Source organism: Halomonas stenophila (genome assembly GCF_014192275.1).
GTDB classification, from domain to species: Bacteria; Pseudomonadota; Gammaproteobacteria; order Pseudomonadales; family Halomonadaceae; genus Halomonas; species Halomonas stenophila.
This window is the reverse complement of the sequence record NZ_JACHXR010000002.1, coordinates 92390-115383: the sequence shown is the minus strand read 5'-3', so window position 1 is coordinate 115383 and position 22994 is coordinate 92390. Positions and strand designations below refer to the sequence as shown.

Sequence of the window (22994 nt, the reverse complement as noted above, 5' to 3'; positions counted from 1 at the left end):
CCCCTCGGGGCGCCGTGGGCGTGATTCCCCTCAGCCTTCCTCTTCGTCGTCGGCCAGGTCGCGGCCGAAGGCCCGCCACTGGGCCAGGGTCATCACCTCGGTGGTCTCGGTCTCGAGGTCATGGGCGATGATCAGCTCGCTGCGTTCCAGCTGGCGCTTGAGCTCGGCGACCCAGCCGGCCATGCCCGCGCCGGTATCGGTGGTGTCGTAGCCCTGGCGGGTGACGAAGGCCTCGAGCAGGCCGTCCAGGGTCTCCCCGGGCAGCATGCGATACGGTACCTCGATGAAGCGATCACCCATGGTCGCGGTCTCCCTTTTCCCAGTCGGCCAGCCGCTCGAGGAAGGTGGCCTCGTCGATCACCTCGACGCCGAGCTGCTCGGCCCTGGTCAGCTTGCTGCCGGCGGCCTCCCCGGCCACCAGGCAGGCGGTCTTCTTCGAGACGCTGCCGGCGACCTTGGCGCCCAGCGCCTGGAGGCGTGCCTTGCCCTCGTCCCGGGTCATGCTCTCCATGGTGCCGGTGAGCACCCAGGTCTGGCCCTCCAGCGGCGTCGGCCCGCTCTCCACCTCGGCCTCTTCCCAGTGCAGCCCGGCGTCGCGCAGCGCCTGGATCGTCTCGCGGTTGTGGGGCTGGCGGAAGAAGGTGTGCACATGGGCGGCGACGATGGGCCCCACGTCCTCCACCGCCTCCAGGGCCTCCCGGTCGGCCGCCATCAGTGCCTCGAGCGTGCCGAAGTGGCGGGCCAGGTTGGCGGCGGTGGCCTCGCCCACCTCGCGGATGCCCAGGGCGAAGACGAAGCGCGCCAGCGTCGTCGCCTTGGCCTCGTCCAGGGCGACGACCAGGTTCTGCGACGACTTCTGGCCCATGCGGGGGAGCTCGGCGAGGCGTTCGGCCTCGAGGCCGAAGAGGTCCGCCGGGGTCTTCACCCAGTCGCGCTCGACCAGCGCATCGATCAGCTTCTCGCCCAGGCCATCGATGTCCAGCGCCCGCCGGCCGGCGAAGTGCTTGAGGGCCTCCTTGCGCTGGGCGGCGCAGTAGAGGCCCCCCGAGCAGCGCGCGACGACCTCGCCCTCGAGGCGCTCGATCTGGGAGTCGCACACCGGGCAGCGTTCCGGGAAGACGATCGCCCGGGCGTCGTCGGGCCGCTCCTCCTCCTGGACGCGCACCACCTGGGGAATGACATCGCCGGCGCGGCGGATGGCCACGGTGTCGCCGATCATCACCCCGAGGCGGGCGATCTCGTCGGCATTGTGCAGGGTGGCGTTGGACACGGTGACCCCGGCCACCGAGACCGGCTCGAGGCGGGCCACCGGGGTGATGGCCCCGGTGCGGCCGACCTGGAACTCGACGTCGTTGAGCCGCGTGGTCTGCTCTTGGGCGGGAAACTTGAAGGCGATGGCCCAGCGCGGCGCCCGGGCCACGAAACCGAGTTCGCGCTGCAGGCGCAGGTCGTCGACCTTGATCACCGCCCCGTCGATGTCGTAGCCCAAGCCGTCACGCTTCTCGTTCAACCTGCGGCAATAGTCGATCACTTCCTCAGTGCCTTTAACTACCTGCAGCTCGTTACTGACGCGAAATCCCCACTGACTCAGTTGAGCCATCTGCTTGCTATGGGTATTCGCACCGATATTGGCAGGACTTGCATCCCCTCGACTAACTAGCTGATAGGCACTAAATTCCAGCGGTCGGTCGGCGGTGATGCGCGGATCGAGCTGGCGCAGGCTGCCGGCGGCGGCGTTGCGCGGGTTGGCGAAGACCTTGTTGCCCTCCTCCCGGGCGCGGGCATTGAGGGCCTCGAAGCCCTCGTGGCTCATGACCACCTCCCCACGGACTTCGAGCAGGTCAGGCCACTCCTTGCCGCGCAGCCTGAGCGGGATCGACCGCAGGGTCCGCAAGTTGGAGGTGATGTCTTCGCCGGTGCGGCCGTCTCCGCGGGTCGCTCCTGTGACAAGTATGCCCCGCTCATAAATCAACGATACTGCGAGCCCATCAAACTTAGGTTCACAACAAACAGGAAGAGTCTCCCCGTCACGTTCCAACCCCTCACCAATGCGTTTCACAAAAGCTGCCAACTCTGCTTCGTCAAAAGCATTGTTTAGTGACAACATTGGGACTACATGCTCAATCTCGGAAAAACCACCAGCAGGCGGGGCCCCAACCCGCTGGGTCGGCGATTCGGGGGTGACGAGCTCGGGATGTTGGGCTTCCAAGTCCTGAAGCCGCCTCATCAGCTGATCATACTCAGCATCCGTAATTTTAGGGTCATCACGAACGTGGTACCAGTAAATGGCCTCGTTGAGCTGATAGCGCAAACTCTCAACTTTTTCAAACAATGTAGAATCGGCCTGAAGCATGCGTTTATATGTCTCAAAAGTGCATTCGCAAAGAATATAAAACCGCAACCACTTGAATCATATTCTCATTACTTAAAAGGCAACCCCGCGATAACTCACGGGGTTGCCTTTGAACTCTGGTTTCAGTCTAGTTAATCAATACTAATTCACCTGATACCGATTTAGGCGGTTGCGGCGCTCGAACTCCTGGACGCGCTGGCGCGCGAATTCCACGGTCTGGGCGGTCATCACGCTGAGGTGCTCGTCCTTCAGCTCCCCGCCCAGGTGGCGCACGATGACCATGGCGGTCTCGACCATCGCCTCGAAGGACGCCGAGGTATCGGTGGCGCCGGGCAGCGGCATCAGCAGGGTGACCCCCGGGGTGCGGAAGTCGTCCATGGACCGGATGGGGAAGGTGCCCGGCTTGACCACGTTGACCATGGAGAACTGCAGGCGGCTCTCGGGGTCCTCGGTCTCGAAGCGATGGAAGATGCCCATGTCGCGGCCATAGCGCAGCCCGCAGGCCAGCATCAGGTCGAGCAGGGCCGTGCCGGAGAAACCGGCCTCGTCCCGGGACATCACGCTGATGACGATGATCTCCTCGGCCTGGCCGAGGGTCTCCCGGGCATGCTCGGCGGCGACATCGTGGCGCAGCGCCTTCTCCAGCACCGGGTGGGCACGCACCACGCCGTCCTCGCGAGGACTCTCGGCGGCGGGCTCGTCATATGCCTCGGCCTGGCGCGAGTGGGCGAACAGCGGGCCCTCGGCCTCGGCGGCCTCCTGCTCGCGGCGCTCGGCCTCGCGAGCGGCCCGTTCCTCGGCCTGCTGGCGGCGCCGGGCCTCCTCGCGGGCGGCCTGTTCGGCCTTTTCCTGCTCGCGGCGCGCCCGCTCCTGACGCTTGTGGTCGCGACGCTCGTGGAGGGTCTTCTGCAGGGAGGCGCCGAAGCGCTGCATGGAGGAGCCGACTCGCTTCGAGCCGCTCTTCAGGGAATCGCCCATGCCTTCCAGGTCGACCAGGCGATAGTCGTCTTCATCGCCGTAGCCGTCGTGATCGGCAGGGTCGGCCGCCAGGGGCTCGGCGAGATCGGCCTTATCCCGGGGCGGCTCGTCGGGCTGGCGGGCCGCCGGCCGCGTACTTGCGTCGGGGGCCTCGGGTTCGGGGCGCGTCGCCTCGGCACGCGGGGGCTCGGCCGGCGCCGGTTCGGGCGAAGCCGCAGGACCCGCCTGCGGGGCGGCGGACGCCTGCCGAGCCCCGGCGGGAGTGTCGTGATGCTCCTCGCCCTGCTGGCGGCGGAATTCCGACAGCACCCGGGACGGACCGGGGTGGTCCTGCCGCTGCAGCTTGGGCTTGGGTTGCACGTCGCCCTCGGCCGCGGGCCTGACGACTCGCGCCCCTCCGTTGGGCAGTTCCCAGTTGAGTTCGGCCTCGCGGGCCGCCGCCTCGGGGTCCTCGATGGAGCCCGTCGTTTCGTCTCCGGCGTCGTGTCCGGCCGCATCCAGCCGGGGAACACGACGCTGGCGCTGCAGGCGACGCACGCCGTCGATGACGATGAGGGTCACCAGCGCCAGCCCCAGAATGATCAGCCACTCTCTTAGTTCCATGGGTCGTCATGCCTTTCGCTAAGGCGCCATGCCTGATGGTTGTCCGTGAACAGCATAGCGCGATTGCCCAAAAAAGGACCACTTTTTTTGATTGTCAAGCCCGCCGAATTCCTGGCGACTCTTGACCAGGCCCTGCGCAATCGCCCTTCGTGAATCCCCTTGCGTACGTGCAATGCAACATCATTGCCTTCCTTGTTAACCCTTTTGCCGTTTCCGTTCAAGCCCTCAGGCCTCCGCGAGGGCCGCGGCCTCCTCGACGCCTACAGAGACCAGCCGGGAGACGCCAGGTTCCTGCATGGTCACCCCCATGAGGCGTTCCGATGCCTCCATGGCGATCTTGTTGTGGGTGATATAAATGAACTGTACCGAGTCCGACATCTCCTTAACCAGCTTGGCATAGCGCCCCACGTTGGCATCATCCAGCGGGGCGTCGACCTCGTCGAGCATGCAGAAGGGGGCCGGATTGAGCTGGAAGATGGCGAAGACCATCGACAGGGCCGTCAGTGCCTTTTCGCCCCCCGAGAGAAGATGAATGGTGCTGTTCTTCTTGCCCGGGGGGCGCGCCATGATGGCGACCCCCGTCTCCAGCAAATCCTCGCCGGTCAGGGTCAACCATGCGGTCCCGCCGCCGAAGACCTTGGGGAAAAGCGTCTGCAGACCGCTATTGACTCGCTCGAAGGTGTCGCGGAATCGGCTGCGGGTTTCCTGGTCGATGCGCCGGATCGCCCGGTCGAGGGTCTCCAGGGCCTCGGTGAGCTCGGCATGCTGGGCCTCCAGGTAGTCGCGTCGTTCGGCCTGCTGGTCGTACTCCTCGATGGCCGCCAGGTTGATGGCGCCCAGCCGACGGATGCGCTCGCCGACCTCCTCGAGGCGGGTCTGCCAGGCCGACTCGGTGGCATTGGGGTCCAGGGCCTCGGCCAGGGCCCCGGTGTCGTGGCCGAGCTCGCGTAGCTGCTCGTCCTGGGTCTCGGCCTTGAGGGTCAATGCCTGGACCTGCATGCGCGCTTCCTGCAGGCGTTCGCGGATGCCCTCGAGCTGGCGCTCGTGGCCCTGGCGGGCCTGCTCGTCCTCGCGCAGCCGCTCGACCAGGCCGGCGGCGCGGGAGCGGGCCTCGTTGAGCTCGCGCTCCTCCCGCTCGCGGCGATGGAGCAGTTCCTCGAGGCGCTCGCGGCGCTCCTCGTCGGGCTCGTGCAGGCCCTCGCGGGCCTCCTCGAGCTCGGCGCAGCGCTGCTCGAGACGCTCCCGGGCCTCGCCGGCGCGTCCCTGCTGCTCGGCCAGGCCGGCACGCTCGGTGGTCAGCCGCTGGTGCTCGAGGGCCAGGCGCTGGGACTGCTCGGCCAGCGGCCGCTGCCGGGCCCGCAGCTGGGCCAGCCGCTCCCGGGCCTGCTGACGGGCACGCTCCAGTCGCTCGCGGGTCTCGGCGCCCTCCTCCAGCCGCGCCATGGCGGCCTGCCAGTGCTCACGGGTCTCCTCGATGGCCAGGCGCGTCTCCTCGGCGGACTCGGCCAGGCCCTCGAGCTCCTCGGCGAGTTCGCCGGCCCGCCCCTGGAGGTGCTCGAGGCGGCTGGCCAGGCCGCTGTCCTGCACCGCCAGCTGCTGGCGCTGCTGCTCGAGGTCGCGTTCCTCGAGGCGCACCGTCTCGAGGCCTTCCTCGGCCCGTTCGACACGCTCGGCGGCCTCGCCGAGTCGGGCCTCCTGGGCCTCGAGACGCGCCTCCACCGCGGCGAGTGCCTCGCGCACCTCACCCTCACGACGCCGGCTGACCAGCAGCGCATCGGGGCCCTCGTCCTGGCCCCGGTGGCGCGCCCAGCCGTCGCCGACCCAGAGGCCGCAGGCAGTGATCAGGCTCTCGCCGGGCCCCAGAGTGTCGCGCTCGGCCCAGGCCTGCTCCCGGGAGTCGACGCAACGCACCCGGGTCAGCCACTGGGCGGCCGCCCCGGCGCCACGGACCCTGGCCGCCAGGCTGTCGGCGGGCGCCTCGCGCTCCTCGCCCTCGAGCAGGCCGAGTTCGGCGGCGAGCCCCGGGGCGAGGGCCTGCACGGCCCGGTCGAGAGACGCCAGGCGGGCCCGCAGCCAGGGCGCCAGCACCCAGGAGGCGACGTCCTCCCAGCCCGGCGTGACCGCCAGGCGCTCGCCGAGCCGCGGGGCCTCCGCCAGGCCGTGGTCGGCCAGGTGGTCGTCGAGGGACTCGTCATGGTCGGCCAGCGCCGCCTGGATCAGCGCCTCCAGGGAGGCGAGCTCGCCTTGCAGGGTGCTGCGCCGCTGCCGGTCGTCCTCGCGGGCCGCCTCGGCCTCGCGGACCGCCTCCCGAGCGGCGTCGCGGCTGGCCTGCCAGGCCTCGCGGCGCTCCTCGCTCGTCGCCAGTTGCTCCTCGAGCGTCGCCAGGCGCTCCACCACCTCGTCGCGCTGGGCCTGGAGCCCGGCGATGTCCGGCAACTCCTCGCGCTGCTGGCGACGCTTGCGGGCATCGGCCTCGATCCGCTCGAGGCGCGCCTCCTGCTCGCGCAGGCGATCCTGGGAGCGTTCGGCCTCGCGGCTGTCGGTCTGCCAGGTCTCGCCGAAGGCCTCCCAGTCGGCATCGGCCTCCTCGGCCAGGGGCTCGGCCTCCTCGAGGGCGGCCTCCAGCTCGGCGAGGCGCTCGGCGACCTCCTCCTGCTCGGGCTCCAGGGTCTCGAGGCGCTCGTCGAGGCGCATCAGGCGCTCGCCGTCGTCCTCGCCGAGGCGCGCCAGGTCGGCGAGCTCCTGGCGGGCCGCCTCCAGGTCCCGGGCCAGCTGCTGGTCCCGCGAGCGGGTATGCTCGAGGTCCTGCTCCAGGCGGGCGATGGCGGTGGTGGTCTCGTGGAAGCGGTGCTGGTAGCCCTCGAGCTCGCCGGCCAGCCGGTCGTGCTCGGCGCGGGCCTCCTCGAGCCGGCTCTCGCACTGGCGCAGGCCCAGCACCTCGCGCTCCACCGCGGTCTCCAGCTCGCGGACCCGGCCCTCCTCCTCGGCCTGGCTGGCCCGCAGGGCCCGCGCACGCAGCAGTGCCAGCTCGCCCTTGAGCCGATACTCCTCCTGCTTGAGGGTCTGGTAGCGGCGTGCCGCATCGGCCTGGCGCTTGAGGCGCTCGAGCTGCTTGTCGAGTTCCTCGCGGATGTCCTCCAGGCGCTCCAGGTTCTCCTGGGTGCGGCGCATGCGGTTCTCGGTCTCGCGGCGGCGCTCCTTGTACTTGGAGATGCCGGCGGCCTCCTCGAGGGTGCCGCGCAGCTCCTCGGGGCGCGACTCGATCAGCCGCGAGATCATGCCCTGGCCGATGATGGCGTAGGAGCGCGGGCCCAGCCCGGTGCCCAGGAAGAGGTCGGCGATATCGCGGCGCCGGCACTTCTGGCCATTGAAGAAGTAGCTCGACTGGGCCTCGCGGGTGACCTGGCGCTTCACCGAGATCTCGGCGTACTGGGCATAGGGCCCGCCCATGGTGCCGTCGCGGTTGTCGAAGAGCAGCTCGATGGAGGCCTGGCCCACCGGCTTGCGGCCGGTGGAGCCATTGAAGATGACGTCGGTCATCGACTCGCCGCGCAGGGTCTTGGCGGAGGACTCCCCCATGACCCAGCGCACGGCGTCGATGATATTGGACTTGCCGCAGCCGTTGGGCCCGACGATGGCGGTCATGTTGCCGTCGAAGGGCACGCTGATCGGATCGACGAAGGACTTGAAGCCCACCAGGCGGATCGACTTGAGGCGCATTTATTCGATGACCCCGTCGACCACCACCTCGACGGGCTCGCCGTCGGTCTCGCCGACCGCCACCGCCTCATGCCGGCCGACGAGGTCGCCGGGCCGGGGATCGGCCTGGCCGCTCTCGGAGACCCGCACCACCAGCCGGGCCTGCTCGACCTGGGAGAGCCGCGCCATGGGCGCCATGGCATCGCCGTCGTCGAGGGTCAGGGTCAGCGGCAGCTCGCCGACGGTGGTCCGCGCCATCGCCAGCGGCGGCAATTCGCCGGCGAGGTCCCGGGCAACCACGAAGACGGCGGTGTCGTCGGCGACCCGCTCGGCCAGCGCCGGGGCCAGGCGGACCCGCACGCGGATGCCGGGGCCCGCCTCGGCGGTTGCCGGGTCTTCCGCCTCGCCGGATTGGCTCAGGCGCTGCTGGGCGACCCGGATCCCCTGGCGCAGCGCCTCGGCGGAAGCGGGATCGTCCATGCCGGCGATGGCCCGCCGCCAGTTATCGATGGCGGCCTGGTAGTCGCCGTTCTCGAAGGCCTCGATGCCCAGCATGCCGAGCACCGTGGGCTGCCCCGGGTCGGCGGCCAGGGCCTCGTCGACCAGTGCCTGGACGCCCTCGGTCAGCTCGCGGTCGGCGGCGAAGTAGCGCAGTTGGGCCAGCTCGGCGAGCAGCCAGGGCCGGCGCCCCTCGAGCTCGAGCAAGCGGGTGAGGGCCGCATCGGCCTCGGCGACCCGCCCACTGTCACGGTACAGCGGAAACAGCGAACGCCAGACGTTGGGGTTGTCGGGCTGGCGGGCGGCCTGTTCCTCGAGGCGCTGCACCAGCATCGGCAGCGAGGCCTCGGGATCCGCGGCGACTTCCTGCTGGACCCGGTACAGCGCCAGGTCGCCCTCGGCGCCCTCCAGGCGATACCAGAGGACGCTCGCCGCCACCAGGGCCACCATCAGCACCGGCACCAGCAGCTTGCCGGCGGCGGCCGCCTTGAGCGGCGGCCGCTCGAGCGCCGCGGTGTCGTCGAGCAGGCTGCGCTCCAGTTCCAGGCGGTCCTCCTCGAAGCGCGTCGCATCGATCTCGCCGCGGTCGCGGGCCGCCTCCAGGGAGGCCAGGCGACGCCGATAGATGGCCACGTTCTGCTCGGCGGTGCGATCCTGGGTCTCGAAGTCGCGCTGGGCGGCCCGCAGGGCGGCGGCCCGACGCAGGGGCGCCACCATCAGCCACAGGGCCGGCAGCAGCAGCACGGCGAAGGCGAGCCAAAGCAGGGTCATTCGTTCCTCTCACGGTTGATCAGGGCGTCCAGACGGTCGCGCTCGGCGTCGCTCAGGCGACGCGCCGAGGCCTGCCGACGGGAGCGCACCAGCAGCACCACCACCAGGGCGCCGAGCAGCACCAGGGCCACGGGCAGCCCCCACAGCAGCAGGGTACGGCCCTCGAGGCGTGGATTGTAGAGCACGTAGTCGCCGAAGCGGCGCACCATGAAGTCGAGGATCTCCTTGTCCGAGCGGCCATCCTGGAGCTGCTCATAGACCCGGTCGCGCATGTCGCCGGCGATCGGCGAGTCGGAGTCGCCGATCGCCTGGTTCTCGCACTTCGGGCAGCGCAGGGTCGCGGTGAGCTCCTGGTAGCGCCGCTCGGTGACGGGATCGTCGAACTGGCGGATCTCGATGCTGGCGGCCTGGGCCAGCCACGGCAGCAGGATCAGGGCGGCCAGCACGACTCGGATCATTCGCGCCATCTTTCCACCTCCGGCAGGATCACCTCGCGAACATCCTCCGGCCTGATGTAGCCGGTGTGGTGGTAGCGGATCACCCCCTCGGCATCGACCAGGAAGGTTTCCGGGGCCCCGTAGACTCCCAGGTCGAAGCCCAGGGTGCCCTCGGGATCGAAGATATTGACCTCGAAGGGGTTGCCGAACTCGGCCAGGAACTCGCGGCCCTTCTCCCGGGTGTCCTTGTAGTCGACGCCGACCAGGCGCACGCCGCGGTCGGCGAGATCCAGCAGCTGGGGCATCTCCTGCTTGCAGGTCGGGCACCACTCGCCCCAGACGTTGACCAGGGTGACCTGACCCTCGAGCAGCGAGGCGTCGACGGTGCGCTCGGGGTCGGCCAGGGTGCTCAGCTCGAAGGCCGGGAACTCCCGGGCCATCAGCGCCGAGTCCCGCTCGAAGGGATTCATCGACAGCCCCTGGTAGAGAAAGCCGCCCAGCACCAGGAAGCCGACCAGCGGCAGCAGCAGAAGGAGGCGACGCGTCATGCCGTGACCTCCTTCTGCGCGGCCGCGGCGGCCCGCTCGGGATCCCGGGCGGTGGCCGCGCGCCGGTAGCGGCGGTCGATCACCGCCAGGATGCCGCCGGCCGCCATCAGCAGTGCCCCCAGCCACAGCCAGCGCACGAAGGGCTTGTACTGGAGGCGCATGGCCCAGCTGCCGTCCTCGAGGTCCTCGCCCATGGCGACATAGAGGTCGCGGAACAGGCCGGGCCGCAGGGCGACGTCGGTCATCGGCATGCCGCGGGCGATATACAGACGCTTCTCCGGGGTCATCACGAAGCTGCGCTGGCTATCGCCGCGGCGCACCTCGATGCGTGCCACGTCGGCGACGAAGTTGGGGCCGCGACGGCTGCCCAGCTCGGTCATGGTAAAGGTGTAGCCGGCCAACTCGGCGCTGTCGCCCACCGCCATGCGCACGTTGCGGTCGACGGCGTAGTTCGACACCACGGTGACGCCGACGATGGTGACCGCCAGGCCCAGGTGGCCGAGGACCATGCCCCAGTGGGCGAGCGACAGCCGCTTGAGGCCGGCCAGGCGCGAGTCGGCGTTGCGGCTCCTGTCCCAGAGGTCACGCACCAGCGGCAGCACGACCCACAGCGCCGCCACCAGTCCCAGCGAGACCTTGAGGTTCCACTCGCCGCCATACAGCAGCGGGGCGACGGCCCCGATGACCAGGGCCGCGGCGCCGGACAGCCAGGCACGGCGCGCCAGCTCGCGGCCGCTCATGCGCTTCCAGCGGGCCAGCGGCCCCAGGCCCATGAACAGGCAGAGCACCACCGTCAGGGGCACGAACAACGCATTGAAGTAGGGCGGGCCCACGCTGATCTTGCCCAGGTCCATGGCATCGAGCAGCAGCGGGTAGACGGTGCCGAGCAGCACCGTGACCGTCATGATCACCAGCAGGATGTTGTTGACCAGCAGGAGCGCATCGCGGGACAGCCAGCCGAAGCCCACCTGGTGGCTGACGCGGGGCGCGCGGAACGCGAACAGCAGCAGCGACAGGCCCACGGTGATGCCCAGCAGCACCAGGATGAACAGCCCCCGGGCCGGGTCGTTGGCGAAGGCATGCACCGAGGTGAGCACCCCGGAGCGCACCAGGAAGGTGCCCATCAGCGACAGCGAGAAGGTGGAGATGGCCAGCAGCACGGTCCAGCTCTTGAAGGAGCCGCGCTTCTCGGTCACCGCCAGGGAGTGGATCAGCGCGGTGCCGGCCAACCAGGGCAGCAGGGAAGCGTTCTCCACCGGGTCCCAGAACCACCAGCCGCCCCAGCCCAGCTCGTAGTAGGCCCACCAGCTGCCCAGCGCGATGCCCACCGTGAGGAAGGCCCAGGCGACATTGGTCCAGGGCCGGGCCCAGCGGGTCCAGGCGGCGTCCAGGCGGCCGCCCAGCAGGGCGGCGATGGCGAAGGCGAAGACCACCGAGAAGCCGACGTAGCCCATGTAGAGCATCGGCGGGTGGATGATCAGGCCGAAGTCCTGGAGCAGCGGGTTGAGGTCGGCGCCGTCGGCCGGCACCTTGGGCAGCAGCCGCGCGAAGGGGTTGGAGGTGATCAGCACGAAGGCCAGAAAGCCCACGCTGACCAGGCCCATCACGCCCAGTACCCGGGCCAGCATGTCGCGGGGCAGTTCCCGGGAGAAGCGGCTGACGGCGAAGGTCCAGGCACCGAGGATCAGGCTCCACAATAGCACCGAGCCCTCGTGGTTGCCCCACACGGCGCTGGCCTTGTAGTACCAGGGCAGCATCGAGTTGGAGTTGTCGGCCACGTTGGCCACGCTGAAGTCATCCAGCAGGTAGCTGGCGGTCAGGCAGAGGTAGGCGATGACCAGGAACAGGAACTGGCCGGTGGCCATGGGCCGCGCATAGGCCATCCACAGGGGGCGTCGGCTCGCCGCCCCCGCCAGCGGCACGACCGCCTGCACCAGCGCCATCAGCAGGGCGAGGATCAGGGCGAAGTGGCCGAGCTCGGGGATCATCTGGATCAGCATGGTGACTCCGGGTCAGTCCTGGCGGGCGGGCGCCGCCTGGGCGTCCAGCCGCTCCGCCACCTCGGCGGCCTTGGCCTGGTAGTCCTCCGGCGAATAGCCGGCGTCCTCCAGGGCCTGGGCCACCTCGGGGGGCATGTAGTTCTCGTCGTGCTTGGCCAGCACCTGGTCGGCGCGCAGCCAGCCCTCGGGCTGCAGCTGGCCCACCACCACCACGCCCTGCCCCTCGCGGAACAGGTCGGGCAGGATGCCGCTGTAGCGCACCCGCACGTCCTCCACGTAGTCGGTCACGGTGAACGCGACGTCGAGGCCTTCCGCGTCGCGGGCCACCGAGCCCTCCTTGACCATGCCGCCGGCGCGGATCTGGCGCTCGAGGGGCGCCTCGCCGCCGGCGATCTGCACCGGGCTGAAGAACAGGTTGATGTTGCTGCGCAGGGCGTAGAGGGTCAGGCCCACGGCGATGGCGGCCAGGGCGACCAGCCCCAGGATCACGAACAGTTTCTGCTTGCGTTTAGCTCTCACGGGCATGCCTCTCGTCAGGGGATACCGGGGCCGACCCGGCCTGGCGCCGTTCGCGACGCAGCCGCCGGCGCAGGTCGCGCAGCACCCGCCGGCGCTCGGCCCGGGCATGCAGGGTCACCCCCAGCAGCAGCGCGGCGGTGGCACCATAGGCCGCCCACACATAGGGGCCATGGCCGCCCATGGCGAGGAAGGCGGAAAGCGACTCGAAGGCCATCAGCCGCCCTCCCCGAGCAGGTCGCGGACCCAGCGCTTGGACGACTCGCGGCGCAGGATCTCGCTGCGCGTGCGCATCAGGGTCACGGCGATGAAGAAGCTGTAGAAGCCCAGCACCATGATCAACAGCGGCGCCCACATCTCCGTGGGCATCGCCGGCCGCGAGGTGACCGAGAAGGTGGCCGGCTGGTGCAGGGTATACCACCACTCCACCGAGTACTTGATGATCGGGATGTTGATCACGCCCACCATGGCCAGCACCGAGGCCGCCCGGGAGGCGCTGTCACGGCTGGAGAAGGCACCGCGCAGGGCGATCACGCCGATATAGAGGAAGAACAGGATCAGCATCGAGGTCAGGCGGGCATCCCACTGCCACCAGGTGCCCCAGGTGGGCACGCCCCAGACGGCCCCGGAGAACAGCGCCACGAAGGTCATGCCGGCCCCGAGCGGCGCCATGACCGCCGCGGCCATATCGGCCAGCTTGACCTTCCAGACCATGAAGATGACGCCGGCCGCGGCCATGGCGACGAAGATCGACTGGGCCAGGAAGGCCGCGGGCACGTGAACATAGATGATGCGGAAGCTGTTGCCCTGCTGGTAGTCGGCCGGGGCGAAGGCCAGGCCCCAGGCGCCGCCGACCAGGATCAGCGCCACCGCCAGCGCCCAGCACCAGGGCGAGAGCCGGGCGCTGATGCCGTAGAACCACTTGGGGGAGCCGAGCTTGTGTATGAAGGCCCACATGACGTGTCGATTCCTCAACCGTTGATACTGATGCGCAATGACGCCGCGATGGCCCAGGGCGCGAAGATCAGGGCCACCGCCAGCAGCGCGCCGAGGATGGCCAGGTGGGCCGAGACCCCGGCGCCCTGGATGGCCGCCTGGACGGCCCCGGCCCCGAAGATCAGCACCGGGATGTAGAGCGGCAGCACCAGCAGCGAGAGCAGCACCCCGCCCCGGGACAGCCCCACGGTGAGCGCCGCCCCGATGGCGCCGATCAGGCTCAGGCTGGCACTGCCCAGCGCCAGGGACAATGCCAGCACCAGGTAGCTGCCCGCCGGCAACGACAGCATGATGCCGAGCACCGGGGCCATCAGCGCCAGCGGCAGGCCGGTCAGCAGCCAGTGTACCGCCACCTTGGCCAGCGCCAGGGCCGGCAGCGGCTGGGGCGACAGCAGCAGCTGCTCCAGGGAGCCGTCCTCGTAGTCGCTGCGGAACAGCCCGTCCAGCGACAGCAGCGCCGCCAGCAGCGCCGCCACCCAGAGCAGCCCCGGGGCGATGGTCGCCAGCAATGCCGGGTCCGGCGAGATGCCGATCGGGAACAGGGTGATCACCAGGGCGAAGAACACCAGCGGGTTGAGCACCTCGCTGCGCCGACGCAGCAACAGCACCAGGTCGCGCTTCAGGGTCGCCCGAATTGCGACCATGGCGCCTCCCTCGGGTTCCCCGGCCAGCGGCAGCGGCTCGTCGTGCCGGGCGGGACCGGGCTCAGCGTTCGACACCGGCACCCCCTTCGCCCAGGCATACGCTGCGCAGCCCCGCCGAGGCGCGCAGCGCATGATGGGTGGTCACCAGCACGCAGCCACCGCAGCGGGTGTGGGCCTCGAGCCGCGCCTCCAGGGCGGCCACGCCCTCGCGGTCGATGGCGGTGAAGGGCTCGTCCAGCACCCACAGCGGCCGCGGCATCAGCTCGAGGCGCGCCAGGGCCACGCGGCGCTGCTGCCCGGCGGACAGCTGGCCCGCCGGCAGGTCCTCGAAGCCGGCCAGGCCCACCGCCTCGAGGGCCGCCAGGCGGTCGTCCTCGTCGCCGGGGGCCCCGGCCAGCGCCTGGTACCAGGCGAGGTTCTCCAGCGGCGTCAGCGCCGCCTTGACCCCCGACGCATGGCCGAGGTAGAGCAGGTTGGCCAGGAAGTCGCGGCGCACGCGGTGCATCGGCGCCCCCTTCCAGAAGAGCTCGCCCCGATAGTCCGCCAGCTGGCCCGACAGGATCTTGAGCAGGGTGGTCTTGCCGCTGCCGTTGGGGCCCTCGACACGCACGATCTGGCCGGCGCAGAGCTCCAGGTCGAGGTCGTGAAACAACCAACGGTCATCCCGCTCACAGGCCAGCTTTCGGGCTTGCAGGCGCAGGCTCAAGGCACACTCCGGACATGGGGAATCTGGCCCGGAACTCTACACGGAAAGGCCTGGTGTCGCCAGCCGGGGGGCGGGCGTCAGGCCGTCGCACTTGCCTTGCATCACGCCTGCGTGACTTGCCAGATGGCGGGGCCCTGCTATGCTGGCCATGTACTGTATGTATCGACAGTCATTGCCGACAAGGGGACGCCGCGCCATGCCCAGCCTCACGCCACAGTACCTGTTCCGCCAGCCCAACCTGCCCCTGGCCGAGGCCTGGGCGACCATCGATGCCGACGACCTGGTCGCGGTCCCCTTGCTCGGACGGGTCTCGGCCGGCATGCCCATCGAGGCCTGCCTGGACGCCGGCAGCGTCGAGGTGCCGACCCGCATGGTGCGGCGCAACACCTATGCGCTCAAGGTATGCGGCAACTCCATGATCGATTGCAACATCTTCGACGGGGATGTGATCATCATCGAACGCCGCGAGAGCGCCGAGAACGGCGAGACCGCCGTGGTGATGATCAACGACCAGGAGGTCACCCTGAAGAAGCTCTACATCGAGAAGTCCGGCGTGCGCCTGCAGCCGGCCAACGAGGCCATGCCCCCCATCTACCTGAAGAACAGCGACATCCAGGTGCTGGGCCTGGTGATGGGCGTGGTCCGCCAGCCGGACCTGGCGGCCTGATGCGCTACGCCGTTCCCGACCTCGCCCCCGGCGAGTGGCACGAGACCGCGCTGGAAGTGGAGAAGAGCCGATTCCTCGCCTGGGTCTGCCATGCCCCCGACGTCGCGGCCTTCGATGCCCTGCTGGCGGCGGCGCGGCAGGCCCATCCCAATGCCAGCCACCATTGCAGCGCCTTCATCGCCGGCCCGCCCGGCGAGCAACGGGCCATCGGCTTCTCCGACGACGGCGAGCCCGGCGGCACCGCCGGGCGCCCGATGTACCAGGTACTCGAGGGCGCCGGCCTCGGCCAGGTGGGCTGCGTGGTGACCCGCTATTTCGGCGGCACCAAGCTCGGCACCGGCGGCCTGGCCCGGGCCTATGGCCAGGCGGTGAGCGACGCCCTGGTCTCGCTGCCCTGCCGCGAGGTCACCGAGCGCGACGCCCTGCACCTGAAGGTCGAGTTCGCCGGCGAGGCCCAGGCCCGGGCCTGGTGCGCCGAGCACGACATCCCGGTGGAGGGGGCCGATTACCAGGCCGACGGCGTGGTGCTCACCCTGGGCTGGCCGCGGGACACCGCCCGGGACCTGGCCACCCTGACGGCCCGCCTCAAGGGCCGCCTCGAGCTACTCGACCCCGATGCGGCCTGAGAGGAGCAGCACAACGCGAAACGGCGCCCCGAGGGGCGCCGTTCGCGGTCGGGCATGAGCGGTGCCGTCAGCCGAGGTACTTGATCATCACGCCCGCGGCCACCGCCGAGCCGATCACGCCGGCCACGTTGGGCCCCATGGCATGCATCAGCAGGAAGTTGTGGGGGTTGGACTCGAGCCCCACCTTGTTCGACACTCGCGCCGCCATGGGCACCGCCGAGACGCCGGCGGAGCCGATCAGCGGGTTGATCGGCATCTTGCTGACGCTGTTGAGCAGCTTGGCCATGAGCACGCCGCAGGCGGTGCCGATGGCGAAGGCCACCATGCCGAGCCCCAGGATGCCCAGGGTCTCCACCGCCAGGAAGCGGTCGGCCATCAGCTTGGAGCCCACCGACAGCCCGAGGAAGATGGTCACGATGTTGATCAGGGCATTCTGGGCGGTGTCGGACAGCCGCTCGACCACCCCGCATTCGCGCATCAGGTTGCCGAAGCAGAACATCCCCAGCAGCGGCGCGGCATCCGGCAGGAAGAGCACCACCAGGATCAGCAGGCTGAGCGGGAAGACGATCTTCTCCAGCTTGGACACCGGGCGCAGCTGGGTCATGGCGATCTCGCGCTCGTGCTTGGTGGTCAGGGCGCGCATGATCGGCGGCTGGATCAGCGGTACCAGCGCCATGTAGGAGTAGGACGCCACGGCGATGGCCCCCAGCAGCTCCGGGGCCAGGATGCTCGAGACATAGATCGAGGTGGGGCCGTCGGCACCGCCGATGATGCCGATGGCGGCGGCCTGGTTGAGCGTGAAGTCCATCCAGCCCATGGCCGACATGCCCACCGCCCCGAGCAGGGTGGCGAAGATGCCGAACTGGGCGGCCGCGCCGAGGAACAACGTGCGCGGGTTGGCGAGCAGTGGCCCGAAGTCGGTCATCGCCCCCACGCCCATGAAGATCACCAGCGGGGCGATGCCCGAGGCGATCGCCACGCTGTAGAACTGGTAGAGCATGCCGTGGGCATGGCCGGCGTCCATGGCGGCATCGTTGGCGGCGCGGATCAGCTCGGGCGAGGTATCGCCGTGCAGCACCTCGGCGAGGCTGTGGCGCCAGGCCTCGAGGCCGGCACCGGGCTCCAGGGTCAGCTGCAGGGCCGCGGCCATTTGTTCGAGCAGCTCGGGACTCGCCAGGTGGGCCGCCTGCTCGGCGGCGGAGAGCGCGAGGCCCGCCTCGGGAATGTTGGCCAGGATGCCGCCGAAGCCGATCGGCACCAGCAGCAGCGGCTCGAACTTCTTGGCCATGGCCAGCCACAGCAGCAGCAGGCCGACGGCCAGCATCACCGCCTGGCCGAGACTCAGGTTGTAGAGCCCCGAGCCGGTCCAGAGCGTCAGTATCTTCTCGGTCATGGAACCTTCCTTAGAGCACGACGAGGGCGTCGCCGACGGCCACGCTGTCGCCTTCGCTGACCTTGACCGCCGAGACGGTCCCCGCCGAGGCGGCACGCACCTCGGTCTCCATCTTCATGGCCTCGAGGATGATCACCACGTCGCCCTCGGCGACCTGATCGCCGACGCTGACGTTGACCTTGAAGATATTGCCGGCGAGCGGTGCGGCGATGGTCTCGCCCGAGGAGGCGGCCGGCGCGGCCGGTGCCGCCGGTGCCGCCGGGGCGGCGCCCTGCTCCTGGACCTGGCTGATCTCGCCGCCCTCGGCGACCTCGACCACGTACGCCTTGCCGTTGACCTTGATGGTGTAGGTCTCGGGGTCGCCGGCCGGGGCCGCGGCCTTGGCCGTCGTCAGCGCCGGTGCGGTCTCGCTGCCCGGCGCCTGGGGGGCCGGCTCGAAGGCCTCGGGGTTGTCGCGGTTCTTGAGGAACTTCAGGCCGATCTGCGGGAAGAGCGCATAGGTGAGCACGTCGTCGATCTCGCGCTCGCCCTCGGCCAGGCGGATGCCCTCGGCCTTGGCCTTCTCCTTGAGCTCGGCGGTCAGCCTGTCCATCTCCGGCGCCAGGTTGTCGGCCGGGCGGCAGGTGATCGGCTCGCCGCCCTCCAGCACGCGCGCCTGCAGTTCCTTGTTGAGTTCGGCCGGGGCGGCACCGTACTCGCCCTTGAGCAGCCCCTGGACCTCCTTGGAGATGGACTTGTAGCGTTCGCCCATCATCACGTTCATCACCGCCTGGGTCCCGACGATCTGCGAGGTCGGGGTGACCAGCGGGATGTAGCCCAGGTCCTCGCGGACCCGGGGGATCTCCTTGAGCACCTCGTCGAGACGGTCGCCGGCACCCTGCTCCTTGAGCTGATTCTCCATGTTGGTGAGCATGCCGCCCGGCACCTGGGCCACCAGGATGCGGCCGTCGATGCCCTTGAGCGAGCCCTCGAAGGCGGCATACTTCTTGCGCACCTCGCGGAAGTAGGCGGCGATGTCCTCGAGGGCCTCCAGGTCGAGGCCGGTATCGCGCTCGGTGCCCTTGAGCATGGCCACCAGCGACTCGGTGGGGCTGTGGCCGTAGGTCATGGACATCGAGGAGATGGCGGTGTCGACGTTGTCGATGCCCGCTTCCACGGCCTTGAGGGCGGTGGCGCTGGACAGCCCGGTGGTGGCATGGCACTGCATGTGGATGGGAATATCCAGTGTCTGCTTCAGCCGCGACACCAGCTCGAAGGCATCGTAGGGGGTGAGCAGCCCGGCCATGTCCTTGATGGCCAGGGAATCGGCGCCCATGGCGGCGATGGACTTGGCCAGCTCGACCCAGCTGTCCATGGTGTGCACGGGGCTCAGGGTGTAGGAGATGGTACCCTGGGCGTGCCCCTCGTTGGCGCGCACCGCCTGGATGGCCCGCTCCAGGTTGCGCGGGTCGTTCATGGCATCGAAGACGCGAAAGACATCGACCCCGTTGGTCCTGGCCCGCTCGACGAAGCGGTCGACCACGTCGTCGGCGTAGTGACGATAGCCGAGCAGGTTCTGGCCGCGCAGCAGCATCTGCTGGCGAGTGTTGGGCATGGCCGCCTTCAACGCCCGTATCCGCTCCCACGGGTCCTCGCCGAGGTAGCGGATACAGGCGTCGAAGGTGGCGCCCCCCCAGGACTCCAGCGACCAGAAGCCGATCTTGTCGAGCTTCTCGGCGATGGGCAGCATGTCGTCCAGGCGCATGCGGGTGGCGAACAGCGACTGATGGGCATCGCGTAGCACCACGTCAGTGATGCCGAGCGGGCGAGCATTCTCACTCATGAGACGTTCCTTATCGTTATAGGGGATGGAAAGGGACAGGGGGAAGCGGGCCGGCCTCAGCGGCGCTGGCGATAGCGATGCACCGCGGCACCGATCACGGCCATGAGCTCATCGTCCTTGGCCGGCGCGGCGCGCCCGGGCCGGGACGGGGCGGCGGGCGCCGGCTCGGGGAAGAAGCGCCCGATGACCCTGGACATCAGGGTCGTGACGATTACTAGCACGGTAAGAAAAACAAACACGAAGCCCATGCCGAGCCCCATCAGGGCAAAGCCCTCGTTCAATAGCTGCATGTCCTGCATGCGGAAATCTCCTCGCCAATGCAGTCACCTTGCGCGAAAAACACGAGATCAGGATGACTTGCGCGTAAATTCTGATCGCTTAACCTGCCAGACTCCCGACGGATTGCAATGACGCCATGGTGGAAGTCAATGTTGTTAATTTACTACATGAGGGCCGTATCGGCCTAGCCCCCATGGAGGGGGTGATCGATGCGGTGACCCGCGACCTGCTGACGCGCGCCGCCGGCTTCGACTGGACGGTGACCGAGTTCGTGCGGGTGGTGGACACGCGCCTGCCGCCCCGCGTCTTCCTGCGCCACTGCCCGGAACTGGCCGGCGACGCGCCTCCCGGGACTCCCAGCGGGGTGCCCGTCCACCTGCAGCTGCTGGGCTCGGATCCGGCCGCCCTGGCGGCCAATGCCCGGCAGGCCCTGCGCCTGGGCGCCGCGAGCCTGGACCTGAACTTCGGCTGCCCCGCCAAGCTGGTCAATCGCCACGACGGCGGTGCCTCCATGCTGCGCGATCCGCAGCGATTGCACGCCGCCGTGAGCGCCGTGCACGCCGCCGTGGGCGACACCCTGCCGGTGACCGCCAAGATCCGCCTGGGCTTCGCCGACCGCCGACTGGCACTGGCCTGCGCCCGGGCCGCCGAGGACGGCGGCGCCCGTCGCCTGGTGGTGCACGGCCGCACCCGCAACGAGGGCTACCGCCCGCCGGCCCACTGGGAGTGGATCGGCCGCATCCGCCGGCACCTGGCCATCCCGGTGGTCGCCAATGGCGACATCTGGACCCTGGAAGACTACTGGAAGGCGCGCACCCTCTCCGGCTGTCGCGACGTCATGCTCGGCCGCGGCGCCCTGGCCGACCCCGGGCTGGCCCCGCGCATCCGCCACTGGCAGGCCACCGGCGAGCGCCTGCCGGTGACTCCCTGGGCCGAGAAGGCCCGGGTACTGGCCGGATATGCTGCAGTGCAGCGTAGCACACTTCCGGACAGGATCGTGGTGTCGCTCCTTAAACAATGGCTGAACCTGATGCGCGGCCGGGATGCCGAGGCCGCCCGACGCTTCCAGGCGCTGCGCCGGCTCACCGAGCTCGATGCCTTCCTGGACGGCCTCGGGGAACCCCGGGGCGCGCGGCTGGCCGCGCCGGCCTGAATCGGACACGGCATCATGCGCCAAGCCAAAAAAAGGGGCGCTCGTCGCAAAGCGACGGCGCCCCAAACGATCGCGGAGTCGGGGCCCTTCTCTGGGCACGACCGGTCCGGCTAGCGAGAAATCACTGACAGGAAAGCAGAAGACCCGCCCTCGCGAGGAGGGCGGGTCGGAATCTGGCGCGCCCGGGAGGATTCGAACCTCCGACCACCTGATTCGTAGTCAGGTACTCTATCCAGCTGAGCTACGGGCGCGTTCGGCGACAAGCGGGCTCGTCGCGAAGTGATGATCGAGTCACGGGACTCGGCTCATCGCCGATAAAGATGGCGCGCCCGGGAGGATTCGAACCTCCGACCACCTGATTCGTAGTCAGGTACTCTATCCAGCTGAGCTACGGGCGCTGATCCTTACCGTGTCGAGACGTTCATGGCGAACGTGGCGGAGAGGGAGGGATTCGAACCCTCGATGGGGCTATAAACCCCATACTCCCTTAGCAGGGGAGCGCCTTCAGCCACTCGGCCACCTCTCCCTCATCGACAGGTGCGTATCCTACCGATTTGAAAGGCCATTGTCCAGAGCCTCGGGGATTTTTCTGCGCGCCTCCCCGCGACCCCGTCCCTCAGGCCTCGCTTGTCCCGTCATCGGCATCCCCATCCGTCTTCTCGCGCTGAATGCGTTGATAGATCTCTTCACGATGGACGGCGACGTCCTTGGGGGCATTGACGCCGATGCGGACCTGGTTACCCTTGACGCCAAGCACGGTGACGGTGATGTCGTCACCGATCATCAGGGTTTCGCCGACACGGCGAGTCAGGATGAGCATGACTGATCTCCTTCTCAGACTACTGACTTCGGGATGCTCGTCTTCGACAGGCGACGACGTCGCGATGAGGGCCACGGCGTCGTCCCTGGCCACTGGCGTCGACCATGACAACCAATGGGCTCGTTGAAAGGAAGCCCTGTCACGGCGAAGCTCCGGACTTCCCTACAAGCGTAGAAGCTGAAGACGAACTACGACGCCTCATTCGCTTTCGATATCGTCCTTGTCGAGACCGAAGGCCTGGTGCAGGGCGCGCACCGCCAGCTCCATGTGCTTCTCGTCGACCACGACCGAGATCTTGATCTCGGAGGTGGAGACCATGCGGATGTTGATGTTCTCCTCGGCCAGCACGCGGAACATCTTGGACGCCACGCCGGCGTGGGAGCGCATGCCCACGCCCACCAGGGAGACCTTGGCGATCTTGTCGTCGCCCCTGACCTCGCCCTCGCCCAGCTCGGGCAGCACCTGCTCCTCGAGGATCCGGAGGGTCTGCTTGTAGTCGCCCTTGGCGACGGTGAAGGTGAAGTCGGTGTAGTCGCCGGCCGGGGCCACGTTCTGGACGATCATGTCGATCTCGATGTTGGCATCGGCGATCGGCCCCAGGATGCGGGAGGCCACGCCGGGCACATCGGGGGTGTTGAGCAGGGTCAGCTTGGCCTCGTTGGCGGTGAAGGCGATACCGGAGATCAGCGGTTCTTCCATGGAATCCTCGTCTTTGTCGGAGTCTGCGACGATCAGGGTGCCGGGGCCGTCCTCGAAGCTGGACAGCACGCGCAGCGGAACATTGTACTTGCCGGCGAACTCGACGGCGCGAATCTGCAGGACCTTGGAGCCGAGGCTGGCCAGCTCCAGCATCTCCTCCACGGTGATGGTGTCCAGGCGCTGGGCCCGGGTGCAGACACGCGGGTCGGTGGTGTAGACGCCGTCGACGTCGGTATAGATCTGGCACTCGTCGGCGCCCAGCGCCGCGGCCAGGGCCACCCCGGTGGTGTCGGAGCCGCCGCGGCCGAGGGTGGTGATGTTGCCTTCCTCGTCGACGCCCTGGAAGCCGGCGACCACGGCCACCTGGCCCTCGTCCAGGTCCTGGCGCATGTCCTCGGTCTCGATGCGCTGGATGCGCGCCTTGGTGTGGGCGCTGTCGGTCATGATGCCGACCTGGGAGCCGGTGTAGGAGGTGGCCGGCACGCCCAGCTTGTGCAGGGCCATGGTCAGCAGCGAGATGGTGACCTGCTCGCCGGTGGAGACCAGCATGTCCATCTCGCGCGGGGTCGGGTCGTCGTTGATGTCGTTGGCCAGGCCGATCAGGCGGTTGGTCTCGCCGCTCATGGCCGAGACCACGACCACGACCTGATGGCCGGCGTCACGGAAGCCCTTGACCTTCTCGGCCACGGCCTTGATGCGCTCCACGGAGCCCACCGAGGTGCCGCCGAACTTCTGTACGTATAGTGCCATGTGTCGTTATCCCTCGTTTCGAGTTAGCGTTCGAAT

The 22994-nt window shown here is 69.0% G+C and carries 21 protein-coding genes and 3 tRNA genes; 3 read left to right on the top strand and 21 right to left on the bottom strand.

The features are described from left to right. Positions 1–30: 30 nt before the first annotated feature. The 13 genes from FHR97_RS04605 to ccmA all read right to left on the bottom strand — a co-directional run bounded on the left by FHR97_RS04605 (position 31) and on the right by ccmA (position 14749). Positions 31–300, bottom strand: a complete 270-nt coding sequence (locus tag FHR97_RS04605) for a YheU family protein (protein WP_183382600.1) — start codon at positions 298–300, stop codon at positions 31–33. Next, the gene (gene ligA / locus FHR97_RS04600; protein ID WP_183382945.1) at positions 293–2353 is read right to left on the bottom strand and encodes an NAD-dependent DNA ligase LigA; all 2061 of its coding nucleotides are present in this window, start codon (positions 2351–2353) and stop codon (positions 293–295) included. The genes FHR97_RS04605 and ligA overlap by 8 nt, the downstream gene beginning before the upstream one ends. A 141-nt stretch (positions 2354–2494) precedes the next feature. Further along, on the bottom strand, positions 2495–3934 hold the full coding sequence (gene zipA / locus FHR97_RS04595) for a cell division protein ZipA (protein ID WP_183382599.1): 1440 nt from the start codon (positions 3932–3934) through the stop codon (positions 2495–2497). A gap of 225 nt (positions 3935–4159) precedes the next feature. Further along, positions 4160–7654, bottom strand: coding sequence for a chromosome segregation protein SMC (gene smc, locus FHR97_RS04590; RefSeq protein WP_183382598.1), 3495 nt, complete (start codon positions 7652–7654; stop codon positions 4160–4162). Continuing rightward, complete coding sequence (ccmI, locus tag FHR97_RS04585; RefSeq protein WP_183382597.1) at positions 7655–8902, bottom strand: c-type cytochrome biogenesis protein CcmI; 1248 nt, start codon at positions 8900–8902, stop codon at positions 7655–7657. Then, a complete protein-coding gene (locus tag FHR97_RS04580) occupies positions 8899–9369 on the bottom strand; it encodes a cytochrome c-type biogenesis protein (protein ID WP_183382596.1) in 471 nt (156 codons plus the stop codon). The genes ccmI and FHR97_RS04580 overlap by 4 nt, the downstream gene beginning before the upstream one ends. Further along, complete coding sequence (locus FHR97_RS04575) at positions 9357–9887, bottom strand: DsbE family thiol:disulfide interchange protein (protein ID WP_183382595.1); 531 nt, start codon at positions 9885–9887, stop codon at positions 9357–9359. Before FHR97_RS04575 ends, FHR97_RS04580 begins: the two co-directional genes overlap by 13 nt. After that, complete coding sequence (locus FHR97_RS04570; RefSeq protein WP_281380454.1) at positions 9884–11887, bottom strand: heme lyase CcmF/NrfE family subunit; 2004 nt, start codon at positions 11885–11887, stop codon at positions 9884–9886. Before FHR97_RS04570 ends, FHR97_RS04575 begins: the two co-directional genes overlap by 4 nt. A gap of 12 nt (positions 11888–11899) precedes the next feature. Next, a complete protein-coding gene (ccmE, locus tag FHR97_RS04565) occupies positions 11900–12406 on the bottom strand; it encodes a cytochrome c maturation protein CcmE (protein ID WP_183382594.1) in 507 nt (168 codons plus the stop codon). Then, a complete protein-coding gene (gene ccmD, locus FHR97_RS04560; RefSeq protein ID WP_183382593.1) occupies positions 12396–12620 on the bottom strand; it encodes a heme exporter protein CcmD in 225 nt (74 codons plus the stop codon). Before ccmD ends, ccmE begins: the two co-directional genes overlap by 11 nt. Further along, positions 12620–13360, bottom strand: coding sequence for a heme ABC transporter permease (locus tag FHR97_RS04555; protein ID WP_183382592.1), 741 nt, complete (start codon positions 13358–13360; stop codon positions 12620–12622). Before FHR97_RS04555 ends, ccmD begins: the two co-directional genes overlap by 1 nt. A 14-nt stretch (positions 13361–13374) precedes the next feature. Then, entirely contained in the window at positions 13375–14043 is a 669-nt protein-coding gene (gene ccmB / locus FHR97_RS04550; protein WP_246403777.1) for a heme exporter protein CcmB, read from the bottom strand. A gap of 61 nt (positions 14044–14104) precedes the next feature. Continuing rightward, positions 14105–14749: a cytochrome c biogenesis heme-transporting ATPase CcmA gene (gene ccmA, locus FHR97_RS04545; protein WP_183382590.1), complete on the bottom strand. Its 645-nt coding sequence runs from the start codon at positions 14747–14749 to the stop codon at positions 14105–14107. A 196-nt stretch (positions 14750–14945) separates the two neighbouring features. Between ccmA and lexA the strand changes: the two genes are divergently transcribed. Both lexA and FHR97_RS04535 read left to right on the top strand, forming a co-directional pair. Continuing rightward, positions 14946–15416 (top strand): transcriptional repressor LexA, encoded by a 471-nt coding sequence (gene lexA / locus FHR97_RS04540; protein ID WP_183382589.1) that lies wholly within the window; start codon positions 14946–14948, stop codon positions 15414–15416. Beyond that, the gene (locus tag FHR97_RS04535; protein WP_183382588.1) at positions 15416–16042 is read left to right on the top strand and encodes an IMPACT family protein; all 627 of its coding nucleotides are present in this window, start codon (positions 15416–15418) and stop codon (positions 16040–16042) included. The genes lexA and FHR97_RS04535 overlap by 1 nt, the downstream gene beginning before the upstream one ends. A gap of 67 nt (positions 16043–16109) precedes the next feature. Here the strand turns inward: FHR97_RS04535 and FHR97_RS04530 are convergent, their stop codons facing one another. Genes FHR97_RS04530 through FHR97_RS04520 form a run of 3 tightly spaced genes read right to left on the bottom strand, consistent with a single transcriptional unit; the run spans position 16110 to position 19556 of the window. Continuing rightward, positions 16110–17435: a sodium ion-translocating decarboxylase subunit beta gene (locus tag FHR97_RS04530; protein ID WP_183382587.1), complete on the bottom strand. Its 1326-nt coding sequence runs from the start codon at positions 17433–17435 to the stop codon at positions 16110–16112. A gap of 10 nt (positions 17436–17445) precedes the next feature. Then, on the bottom strand, positions 17446–19257 hold the full coding sequence (gene oadA / locus FHR97_RS04525; RefSeq protein WP_183382586.1) for a sodium-extruding oxaloacetate decarboxylase subunit alpha: 1812 nt from the start codon (positions 19255–19257) through the stop codon (positions 17446–17448). Positions 19258–19313: 56 nt separating this feature from the next. After that, positions 19314–19556: an OadG family protein gene (locus FHR97_RS04520; RefSeq protein WP_183382585.1), complete on the bottom strand. Its 243-nt coding sequence runs from the start codon at positions 19554–19556 to the stop codon at positions 19314–19316. A gap of 173 nt (positions 19557–19729) precedes the next feature. On the opposite strand from FHR97_RS04520, the gene FHR97_RS04515 reads away from it, so the two are divergent. Beyond that, complete coding sequence (locus tag FHR97_RS04515; RefSeq protein WP_183382584.1) at positions 19730–20689, top strand: tRNA dihydrouridine synthase; 960 nt, start codon at positions 19730–19732, stop codon at positions 20687–20689. Positions 20690–20863: 174 nt separating this feature from the next. Here the strand turns inward: FHR97_RS04515 and FHR97_RS04510 are convergent. The 5 genes from FHR97_RS04510 to FHR97_RS04490 form a co-directional block, all read right to left on the bottom strand. Next, positions 20864–20940 (bottom strand) — tRNA-Arg (locus tag FHR97_RS04510). Positions 20941–21010: 70 nt separating this feature from the next. Beyond that, positions 21011–21087: transfer RNA gene (locus FHR97_RS04505), tRNA-Arg, on the bottom strand. 35 nt (positions 21088–21122) lie between these two features. Beyond that, positions 21123–21215: transfer RNA gene (locus FHR97_RS04500), tRNA-Ser, on the bottom strand. Between the two features lie 90 nt (positions 21216–21305). Continuing rightward, positions 21306–21509, bottom strand: a complete 204-nt coding sequence (gene csrA / locus FHR97_RS04495) for a carbon storage regulator CsrA (protein ID WP_183382583.1) — start codon at positions 21507–21509, stop codon at positions 21306–21308. A gap of 198 nt (positions 21510–21707) precedes the next feature. Continuing rightward, positions 21708–22958 (bottom strand): aspartate kinase, encoded by a 1251-nt coding sequence (locus FHR97_RS04490; RefSeq protein WP_183382582.1) that lies wholly within the window; start codon positions 22956–22958, stop codon positions 21708–21710. Positions 22959–22994 lie beyond the last annotated feature (36 nt).

What these genes read in the sequence shown, in the direction of transcription:
- FHR97_RS04605 (WP_183382600.1), bottom strand. Translation starts at nt 300, where the DNA reads ATGGGTGATCGCTTCATCGAGGTACCGTATCGCATGCTGCCCGGGGAG.
- ligA (WP_183382945.1), bottom strand. Translation starts at nt 2,353, where the DNA reads ATGCTTCAGGCCGATTCTACATTGTTTGAAAAAGTTGAGAGTTTGCGC.
- zipA (WP_183382599.1), bottom strand. Translation starts at nt 3,934, where the DNA reads ATGGAACTAAGAGAGTGGCTGATCATTCTGGGGCTGGCGCTGGTGACC.
- smc (WP_183382598.1), bottom strand. Translation starts at nt 7,654, where the DNA reads ATGCGCCTCAAGTCGATCCGCCTGGTGGGCTTCAAGTCCTTCGTCGAT.
- ccmI (WP_183382597.1), bottom strand. Translation starts at nt 8,902, where the DNA reads ATGACCCTGCTTTGGCTCGCCTTCGCCGTGCTGCTGCTGCCGGCCCTG.
- FHR97_RS04580 (WP_183382596.1), bottom strand. Translation starts at nt 9,369, where the DNA reads ATGGCGCGAATGATCCGAGTCGTGCTGGCCGCCCTGATCCTGCTGCCG.
- FHR97_RS04575 (WP_183382595.1), bottom strand. Translation starts at nt 9,887, where the DNA reads ATGACGCGTCGCCTCCTTCTGCTGCTGCCGCTGGTCGGCTTCCTGGTG.
- FHR97_RS04570 (WP_281380454.1), bottom strand. Translation starts at nt 11,887, where the DNA reads ATGCTGATCCAGATGATCCCCGAGCTCGGCCACTTCGCCCTGATCCTC.
- ccmD (WP_183382593.1), bottom strand. Translation starts at nt 12,620, where the DNA reads ATGGCCTTCGAGTCGCTTTCCGCCTTCCTCGCCATGGGCGGCCATGGC.
- FHR97_RS04555 (WP_183382592.1), bottom strand. Translation starts at nt 13,360, where the DNA reads ATGTGGGCCTTCATACACAAGCTCGGCTCCCCCAAGTGGTTCTACGGC.
- ccmB (WP_246403777.1), bottom strand. Translation starts at nt 14,043, where the DNA reads ATGGTCGCAATTCGGGCGACCCTGAAGCGCGACCTGGTGCTGTTGCTG.
- lexA (WP_183382589.1), top strand. Translation starts at nt 14,946, where the DNA reads ATGCCCAGCCTCACGCCACAGTACCTGTTCCGCCAGCCCAACCTGCCC.
- FHR97_RS04535 (WP_183382588.1), top strand. Translation starts at nt 15,416, where the DNA reads ATGCGCTACGCCGTTCCCGACCTCGCCCCCGGCGAGTGGCACGAGACC.
- FHR97_RS04530 (WP_183382587.1), bottom strand. Translation starts at nt 17,435, where the DNA reads ATGACCGAGAAGATACTGACGCTCTGGACCGGCTCGGGGCTCTACAAC.
- oadA (WP_183382586.1), bottom strand. Translation starts at nt 19,257, where the DNA reads ATGAGTGAGAATGCTCGCCCGCTCGGCATCACTGACGTGGTGCTACGC.
- FHR97_RS04520 (WP_183382585.1), bottom strand. Translation starts at nt 19,556, where the DNA reads ATGCAGGACATGCAGCTATTGAACGAGGGCTTTGCCCTGATGGGGCTC.
- FHR97_RS04515 (WP_183382584.1), top strand. Translation starts at nt 19,730, where the DNA reads ATGGAGGGGGTGATCGATGCGGTGACCCGCGACCTGCTGACGCGCGCC.
- csrA (WP_183382583.1), bottom strand. Translation starts at nt 21,509, where the DNA reads ATGCTCATCCTGACTCGCCGTGTCGGCGAAACCCTGATGATCGGTGAC.
- FHR97_RS04490 (WP_183382582.1), bottom strand. Translation starts at nt 22,958, where the DNA reads ATGGCACTATACGTACAGAAGTTCGGCGGCACCTCGGTGGGCTCCGTG.